An 8241-nucleotide genomic window follows, 5' to 3' on the forward strand; every position below is an offset into this window, starting at 1 on the left:
CCGTTGTCAGTTGGTGGGCGCAGCGGGCGCGGGCAGGCGGGCAATCTCGCGCTTGATCCCTGCGATGTCGCTCTCGCTGCGGGCGAGGCTGGCCTTGAGTTCGGCCGTGCGCTCGGTATAGCGCTGGGGGTTGCGCAGATCCAGCGCATTGCGCTCGGGGGCGCCGTTGTTGTACTCCTTGAGCAGTTCGGCATGGCGCGTTTCCGCCTTGCGCAGCTCGGACTCCAGAATGGCGCGGGCATCCGAGTCGCGGGACTTTTGTTCATTGTTGCTGACGCGCGGAGCGTTGGCGGGCGAGGTCGCAGACGACGGAGCTGCTGCCCCACCGCCACCGGCGGCAGGGGCTGCGGCAGACGCCGGGCGGGTGCCCTGCACCACGGTGACATTGCCGCCTTCGACCAGCTTGCAGCCACGCTCCTTGGCCTGCTGCGCGTTGTTGGTGTATTCGTTGCCGCAACGATAGATGCGGTCTTGCGCCTGGACTGCGGGAACGGCGGCGGCGATGAGAAGCAGGGTGATGAGCGTTTTTTTCATTCGGTTTCCTCGCACGGACATGCAGGGGTCGGGGGAGTATCCCCCAATCACCTCACATCTCCAATCCAACAAAGACAGACCCTTGCAGGGCTGTGTATACGGATGCAACACCGGACGCCTTGGTTCCACCACGTGCACTCAGCGCGTCCGCCCGCTTCGCCCGCCCATGAAAAAAGGCGGCTTACGCCGCCTTTTTGAGCCATGGTCTGCAAGCAGACGATTACAGCGAGTAGTACATGTCGTACTCGACAGGGTGCACGGCCATGCGGAAGCGGGTCACTTCGTTCATCTTCAGATCGATGTAGGCGTCGATCATGCTGTCGGTGAACACGCCACCCTTGGTCAGGAACGCGCGGTCCTTGTCCAGGTGCTCCAGGGCTTGGTCCAGGCTGTGGCACACGGTGGGCACCAGCTTGTCTTCTTCGGGAGGCAGGTGGTACAGGTCCTTCGTGGCGGCTTCGCCCGGATGGATCTTGTTTTCCACGCCGTCCAGACCGGCCATCAGCAGTGCAGCGAAGCCCAGGTAAGGGTTCATCAGTGGATCGGGGAAGCGGGCTTCCACGCGACGGCCCTTGGGGTTGGCCACATAAGGAATGCGGATCGAGGCAGAACGGTTCTTGGCCGAGTAGGCCAGCTTCACCGGGGCTTCGAAGTGAGGCACCAGGCGCTTGTAGCTGTTGGTGCCGGGGTTGGTGATGGCGTTCAGGGCACGGGCGTGCTTGATGATGCCGCCGATGTAGTACAGCGCGAAGTCCGACAGACCGGCATAGCCGTCGCCAGCGAACAGGTTCTTGCCGTCCTTCCACACGGACTGGTGCACGTGCATGCCGGAGCCATTGTCGCCGTGGTAAGGCTTGGGCATGAACGTGGCGGTCTTGCCGTAGGCGTTGGCCACGTTGTGGATCACGTACTTTTGCAGGATGGTCCAGTCTGCGCGCTCGACCAGCGTGCTGAACTTGGTGCCGATTTCGTTCTGGCCAGCGCCCGCCACTTCGTGGTGGAACACTTCGACCGGGATGCCCAGGGATTCAAGGATCAGGGACATCTCGGCGCGCATGTCTTGCGTGCTGTCAACGGGAGGCACGGGGAAGTAGCCGCCCTTGACGGTGGGACGGTGGCCGCGGTTGCCGCCTTCGAGCTTGGCGCCAGTGTTCCAGGGGGCTTCGTACTCTTCGATTTCGTAGAAGGTGTTGTTGGGCTCGGTGCTCCAGCGCACGCCGTCGAAGATGAAGAATTCTGGCTCAGGACCGAAGTAGGCGGTGTCGCCCAGACCGGAGGCCTTCAGGTAGGCTTCAGCGCGCTTGGCGATGGAGCGCGGGTCACGGTCATAGGCCTTGCCGTCGGCGGGCTCGATCACGTCGCAGGTCAGGATCAGCGTCGTTTCTTCGAAGAAAGGATCGATGTTGGCCGTGCTCGGGTCGGGGATCAGCTGCATGTCGGAGGCTTCGATGCCCTTCCAACCGGCGATCGACGAGCCGTCAAAGGCGTGGCCCGAAGTGAACTTGTCTTCGTCGAAGTGAGAGACGGGCACCGTGGTGTGCTGTTGTTTGCCACGGGTATCGGTAAAACGGAAGTCAACGAACTTGACTTCGTTCTCCTTCACCATCTTCATCACGTCTGCAACGGTCTTGGCCATCAGGTTCTCCTGGATAAAGCGCTTGTTGAAAAAAGAGTTTGCTGAAACAAAAGCAGTTTGCGTGCCAGCCGAGTGCAGCACCGCACTATGAAGGAGCGCTACTGGCGGCAGGTCGGCGTGGCACACGCCCAAAAGCACCAATACGGTGCAATTCATCTATCCAATCTGGGTCTCAGAGGTTGCGCACCAATTCAGGGCCACAACTTGCACCAAATTCGTGCAGCCCTGTTTTCAGTGCCTGCCATGCGGCGGGCACGGAAGACGCAGGCCCTTTGACACCCAGTTCGATATGCCGCCCGTATTGTGGATGATCTACGCTGGGCAAACTGAACACCCGCACGTCAGGGTGCGATTTTTCAATCTGCTCCATGAGGGGCGTCAACGAGGCCTCCATCGCACCAAAGACCACCACCGACTGCTCGGTCTGCGGCGCGCGGTTGAAATGGGCTGCGTAATGGCGCTCCAGCACCCACTCGATCATCGGCCAGGCCATCACAGGAAACCCTGGAACGAAGTGCACGGATCCACCGCCAGGCCCGTCGCAGCTGAAGCCGGGGATCTTGTTGTAAGGATTGGGGATGATGCGCGCGCCCACCGGGAACATGCCCATGTTGAGGCGGTGCACGTTGTCAGAGCGATCAGGATCGTAAGGCACGCCCTGCTCTCGCGCCACATCCTGCATGCGTTCGCGGATCAGCGCCTCGGCCTCCGGGTGCAGGGCCAGATCCTGGCCCAGGGCTCGTCCAGCGCACTGCCGCGTGTGGTCGTCAGGGGTTGCACCAATGCCGCCACACGAAAACACCGCATCAGCCGACGCGAACGCCCGCTGCAAGGTGGCCGTAATCCGGTCCGGGTTGTCCCCCAGATAGTCGGCGTAGGCCAGGGACAGGCCGCGTGCCGACAACAGTTCGATCACCTTGGGCATGTGCTTGTCGGCACGTTTGCCTGACAAGATCTCGTCGCCCACGATGATGAGGCCGAAGGTAGGTGTCATGGTGCGTTGTCTCCAGAGGGCGAAATGGCAGGGGGTGGTAGCACGGCCGCAGCAGGGGCCGCAGTTTCCAGCGCCGGCGTGTCAGCAGGGCGTGGGGTCAATGCAGACGAGGCCGACGAAGGGGCGGGCTCGGCCATGGGCATATTCGTCCCCCGCTCGGCCCGCAAGCGTTGCAAGGCGGCCAAGCCATAGTGCGCGAACCACAGCGAGGAAAAAGCGAACACCAGGGTGTAGATCCAGATCGCCAGTGGCACCAGCACAAAAAACGCGGCGGCAAACACCACACCCGATGCCCACACGATGCTGGGGGCCGCCCCCAGGTAACCCGTGACGATGCCAATACCCAGCAGGCTGCTGCGATGGCGCCGGAAGATCTCCTGGCGCTCCTCCTTGCTGGCGTGGTCCGCCAGCGCATCAAACACCATCACCCGGTAAGTCAGCCATCCCCAAATCAAGGGCGGCAGAACGAGGACCAGCGGCGGAACCAGCCACAGAGGAACCGACACCACCAGCGCCACAAGCGCCAGCACCGTGGAGCCCACGGACCAAGCCACACTCGCGATGAAAGACCCGCCTTTTTTGCGCTCCAGGTCCGGAAAACGCCGGGCAGCCACCAAGGCCACCAGGGCAGGCGTCATCAGCACCGCCACGGCCAGCAGCGACACCACCACCAGTACAGGTGCCACAGCCAGCACCACCATCAACGGCGCCATGACGGCCGTCACATCCCCCAACCCCCAGCCCTGGAGCCAGCCCCAGACGCTGGCCAGCAACGAGGAGGCGTCGAGCAAAGTGCGCATTGCCTGCACTGCCCCGTCCCAGTAAAAATAGCCCAGGCCCATCGCCAACAAGGCCATCAAGACCAGGGGCAGGAGCGACAGCGCGATCACACGCGGACGCAGGCAGTAGGCGGCGGCACGCCAGAAAGAATCAAGCAGTAATCCCATGGCGGCAAGCATACAGGCAGCGCCCGCCGGGTCGCTCAGGCCTTGCCCAGCAACCTCAGTACGCCCCGCCATTGCTGGGACCAGAAGCCTCTACCGTAGTCGCGCACCCGGCCATCAGGCCCCGGCTCCACCTGGTCGCGCACGCCGGTCGGGTCAAACCGCTTTTCGAAGTTGGCCGTACCCATCAGCATGTCCCACCAGGGCAGCAGCACCCCGAAGTTATGCCCGCCGAGCACCACGCGCGGTGGCGTTGCAGGTTGGCCTGATGTCGCCTCGGTCGAGGGTTTGACCGTCTCGTGGCCAATACCAATGCTGTGGTGCCGGCGGTGAAACCGGGGGCTGATCCAGAGCCGCTCTCCCACCTGACCGAACCACAGCCGCACGTTGGCGTGCTGAAAGCTCTCGCTGAGCTGGGTGATGGCCACAATGGCGATGAACTGCCCCGGCGCAACACCAATCAGCTGCGCCACCGTCACCAGAATCACGTCGCGCAGCAGGTCGTCGAGCAGGTGGTTGCGGTTGTCGCTCCACATCGTCATCTGCTGCTGCGCATGGTGCAGCGAATGCAGTCGCCACCACCACTCGAAGTGATGCTGCCCCCGGTGGATCCAGTAGTCCACAAAATCGAACACCACCAGGTACAGCAGCAAGCTGACCCAGGAGATGTCCGTCACACCCGGCCAGATACCGTCGAGCTGGAAGGTACTGACACCTGCCACACGCAGCGCACCAAACAACGAATCCGCGAGCGGGTCTACTGTGAAGAACAGCGCCAGACGAAACAGCCCCAGCCGGTGGATCAGGGTGTAGAGGATGTCGGTGCGTATGGTGGCGCGGTCATTGATCTCCTCCACTGGCCACCAGCGCTGCATCGGACCAATCACGGCCACGATGACCACCAGCTGCAGCAAGCCCACCAGCAGCCATCCAGAAGCCTCATAGCCGTTCTCCAGCAGGCTGGCCAACCCCGTGGTGAACATCAGCGGTTGCAGCACGCTTTCAAAAAGCCATTGCTGCACGCTGTCAAATACGCCGCCTAGCCATCCCATCGTGTTGCGCTCCCTGGCACCCGTTTATTCATGCACCCATCCGGCACCTGTGCCCTGCGCCACTGCATACATGGTCGCACTGGCCCCCACAGCCCTCTAGCGAACCTGCACCACTGCGGCTGCATAGTCCGGATGGTCCCGCAGGGTGCGAAAGCAAAACCCTCGCTGCTTGAGCCCTTCAATCAAAGGCTCCAGCACAGCGGGCGCCCAGGCGTCCTTGCGCGACCAGATCCCCAGGTGGGCCAGCAGGATGTCGCCACTGCGCACATCGCGCAGCGCCTTGTTCAGCAGCGCGGCGTTGCTGGCCGTCTCACTGGGCAGCTCATCGCCCAAAAAGCCGGCGGGCGACCAACCCACATGCGCATAACCGCAAGCCTTTGCACTAGCAATCAATTGCGCAGAGATCTTGCCGCCCGGCGCGCGGAACAGGGGCAAAGGCGTCTTGCCGGTTATGGCCTTCAAGCGATCCGCTGCATGGGTGATTTCTTCGCAGTATTCCGCCGCCGACATCACAAAACTCTGCCCCTCACGCGGTCCCGCCGAGGGGCGAACCCGAAACGCCAGGTGTTGCGCGTTGCCGGCATCGGCGCGCCAGTAGGTGTGGTTCCAGGTATGGGAGGCAAACTCATGCCCCTCCGCAGCGCGCGCACGCCACCACGGAGCCCAATGGTCTCCCAGGCTTCCATCGCCTTCCTTCGTGCGCTCGTTGGCGGCAAAGAAGGTCACGTGCACCTGCTGGCGTTTGAGGACCTCCGCCACCAAAGGCGCCACCTCCATGTGGCCGGTGTCAAAGGTCAGGTAGAGAGGCTTTTTGCAGTCATTTTGCGCAGTAGCGCTAGTGAAACATGCCCAAGCAGCTATCAATACAATAGCATTGCGGCGCCTGCCGTGTGTTGCACGAAGAGCGCTGAGAAACATACCTCTGACCGGCTGTACAGTGCTCAACGCGGCGCGTGCTGCAAGGTCCACACGCCGTGGGGCGATTTGCCCACGTTGACCTGGCGCACCACCTTCTTGGCCTGGGTGTCCACCACGGACAGCTTCCGTGCCCAACGCGAACTGACGTAGATGTAGCGTCCGTCCGCCGAAACATCCATGCAATCAGGTCCGCCTGGCACCGGGTACGACTCGACGACCTGCTGGGTGTTCATGTCGATCTTGCTGATCGAATTGGCTACGCGATTGCTCACATACAGGTGGCGCCCGTCGCCAGCGGCACGAAAAGCGTGTGCACCGTTGCCTGTCTTGATCCGCTTGACGCTGACCGCTTCACGCCCGGAGATATCGAATACCTCCACGCTGTCACCGCCCGTGAGGCCCACAAACAGGTGCTTGCCATCGGGGCTGCCATACACATCCGCAGGCATAGGGCCTGTTTTGACGCGCCATTTGATGGTCTGTGTGGCAATGTCAATCGCCACCAGTTCGTCACTGTCCTGCATGGTCGAGTAGACGGTGGTGCTGCGGCTATCGATCCACAGATGGCTGGGCGTGCGGGAGGTGGCCACACGCTGCACCAGCGTCAAGTCCTTGCCATCCCAGCGGTAAAAATCCACATGGTTCAGGCGGTTGGCGGCCGTGATGAACCATTTCATGTCCGGGCTGAAGCGCAGGTGGTAGGGGTCCACAATGCCGCGCACCGTACGCTGCACCTCGGCGGTACGGGGGTCTACAAAAGTCAGGGTATCGCCGAGCGCGTTGGCCACGATGATCGATTTTTCATCGGGCGTCAGATACAGATGGTGCGGCTCTTTGCCCGTGGGAATTCGGGCTGTCTCGGCCCAGGTCACCGGGTCGATGACGCTGACGTTGGCCTCCAGCGAATTGAGCACAAAAAGAGGCGGCGCGCCCGATGCGACACTGGCAACGGAATACCACAACCCACAGAGGGCCACAACGCAGGTGCGTGCAATCGAGAGAATCTTCACAAAACCACTTTCAACACAGCCTTGGAGTGTAGCGCCGCGCCTGCAGCGGTCTTGAGCGACAAGACGTAACATCAGGGTGATCGTGCACTCTTTGACCAAAGTCATGTCGGCACTGGAACGAGCAAGGATGCTGGGCGCGCTGAGAGATGCCGTCGCACTACACCAGAAGGGCCGAATTCGCTTAGATGACTGGACCTTCAAGGATAGGGAGCACCATGCATCGACCGCACGCTTGGCGCCAAACAACAACGATTCCCCCCTAAAGAACGACTCAAGTGTTGCTGTTCAGAAGCTCAAGATCCGACGCACTGAGCCATCGCCATTGCCCGGGCGCCAAATCAGCCGGCAAGTCCATGCCTCCAATGCGAGAGCGGTGCAACCCTTCCACCCTGTTACCAACAGCTGCAATCATCCGTTTGACCTGGTGGTACTTACCTTCGGTCAGTGTCATATCCAAGCGATGGGTGTCCACCATGGTGCAATGTGCTGCACGCACTGGCTTGGGGTCGTCGTCCAGAACAACTCCTGCCAATAGTTTCGATACCTGCGCCTCATCCACAGGGTGTTTCGTCGTGACTTGATAGACCTTCGGCACATGCTTCTTGGGCGAACTCAAGCGGTGGATGAACTGCCCGTCATCGCTCAGTAGCAGCATGCCGGTGGTGTCCTGATCAAGACGCCCCACTGCCTGCACGCCTTGCACGGCACTCTTTGTGGGCCGCTGGCGCAACGGCGGAGGCAATAGGGTGTAGATGCTGGGATAGGTAGAAGGCTTTTGAGAGCATTCCGTACCGGCGGGCTTGTGCAGCAGTACGTAAGCCTTGGCGTGGAAAGGCCAGTCCACGCCTTGCACGCGAAGCAGCAGTCCTTCGGTTTCGAAATCGGCCGTTGCCTCCGAACAAAGCACGTAGTCAGCATTGGGCGATGACGCATCACACACCGAAACCCATCCCTGCTGAATCAGCCCCGCGCAGACACGTCGCGTACCAAAGCCCTGAGAATAAAGAATGTCTTGCAGTTGCATGGCCAATAGTTGCAGAAGATGCTGTGACAGCGGTGATTAACTTCCGCCTTTCCAAAGCAAAAAACCCCAGTCTTTATGAGACTGGGGTTTTCTGGGCTGTAAGAGCCTGACGATGACCTACTTTCACAC

Annotated in this window: 8 protein-coding genes; all 8 read right to left on the reverse strand. The window is 61.4% G+C overall.

The annotated features are described in order from the left end of the window. Positions 1–6 precede the first annotated feature (6 nt). The gene (locus ACT531_RS14840) at positions 7–534 is read right to left on the reverse strand and encodes a hypothetical protein (RefSeq protein WP_015013433.1); all 528 of its coding nucleotides are present in this window, start codon (positions 532–534) and stop codon (positions 7–9) included. 220 nt (positions 535–754) lie between these two features. Next, a complete protein-coding gene (glnA, locus tag ACT531_RS14845; protein WP_015013432.1) occupies positions 755–2170 on the reverse strand; it encodes a type I glutamate--ammonia ligase in 1416 nt (471 codons plus the stop codon). 172 nt (positions 2171–2342) lie between these two features. Further along, a complete protein-coding gene (locus tag ACT531_RS14850) occupies positions 2343–3164 on the reverse strand; it encodes a competence/damage-inducible protein A (protein ID WP_476017893.1) in 822 nt (273 codons plus the stop codon). Beyond that, positions 3161–4111 (reverse strand): EI24 domain-containing protein, encoded by a 951-nt coding sequence (locus tag ACT531_RS14855; protein ID WP_291445841.1) that lies wholly within the window; start codon positions 4109–4111, stop codon positions 3161–3163. Before ACT531_RS14855 ends, ACT531_RS14850 begins: the two co-directional genes overlap by 4 nt. A 35-nt stretch (positions 4112–4146) precedes the next feature. Beyond that, complete coding sequence (locus ACT531_RS14860) at positions 4147–5160, reverse strand: sterol desaturase family protein (protein WP_291445843.1); 1014 nt, start codon at positions 5158–5160, stop codon at positions 4147–4149. 96 nt (positions 5161–5256) lie between these two features. Then, positions 5257–6078, reverse strand: coding sequence for a polysaccharide deacetylase family protein (locus ACT531_RS14865; protein ID WP_291445845.1), 822 nt, complete (start codon positions 6076–6078; stop codon positions 5257–5259). A 23-nt stretch (positions 6079–6101) separates the two neighbouring features. Continuing rightward, entirely contained in the window at positions 6102–7088 is a 987-nt protein-coding gene (locus ACT531_RS14870) for a YncE family protein (protein WP_476017894.1), read from the reverse strand. A 271-nt stretch (positions 7089–7359) separates the two neighbouring features. Then, entirely contained in the window at positions 7360–8112 is a 753-nt protein-coding gene (locus ACT531_RS14875; RefSeq protein WP_476017895.1) for a 16S rRNA pseudouridine(516) synthase, read from the reverse strand. Positions 8113–8241: the final 129 nt, after the last annotated feature.

The organism is Acidovorax sp. DMC1 (assembly GCF_056314325.1).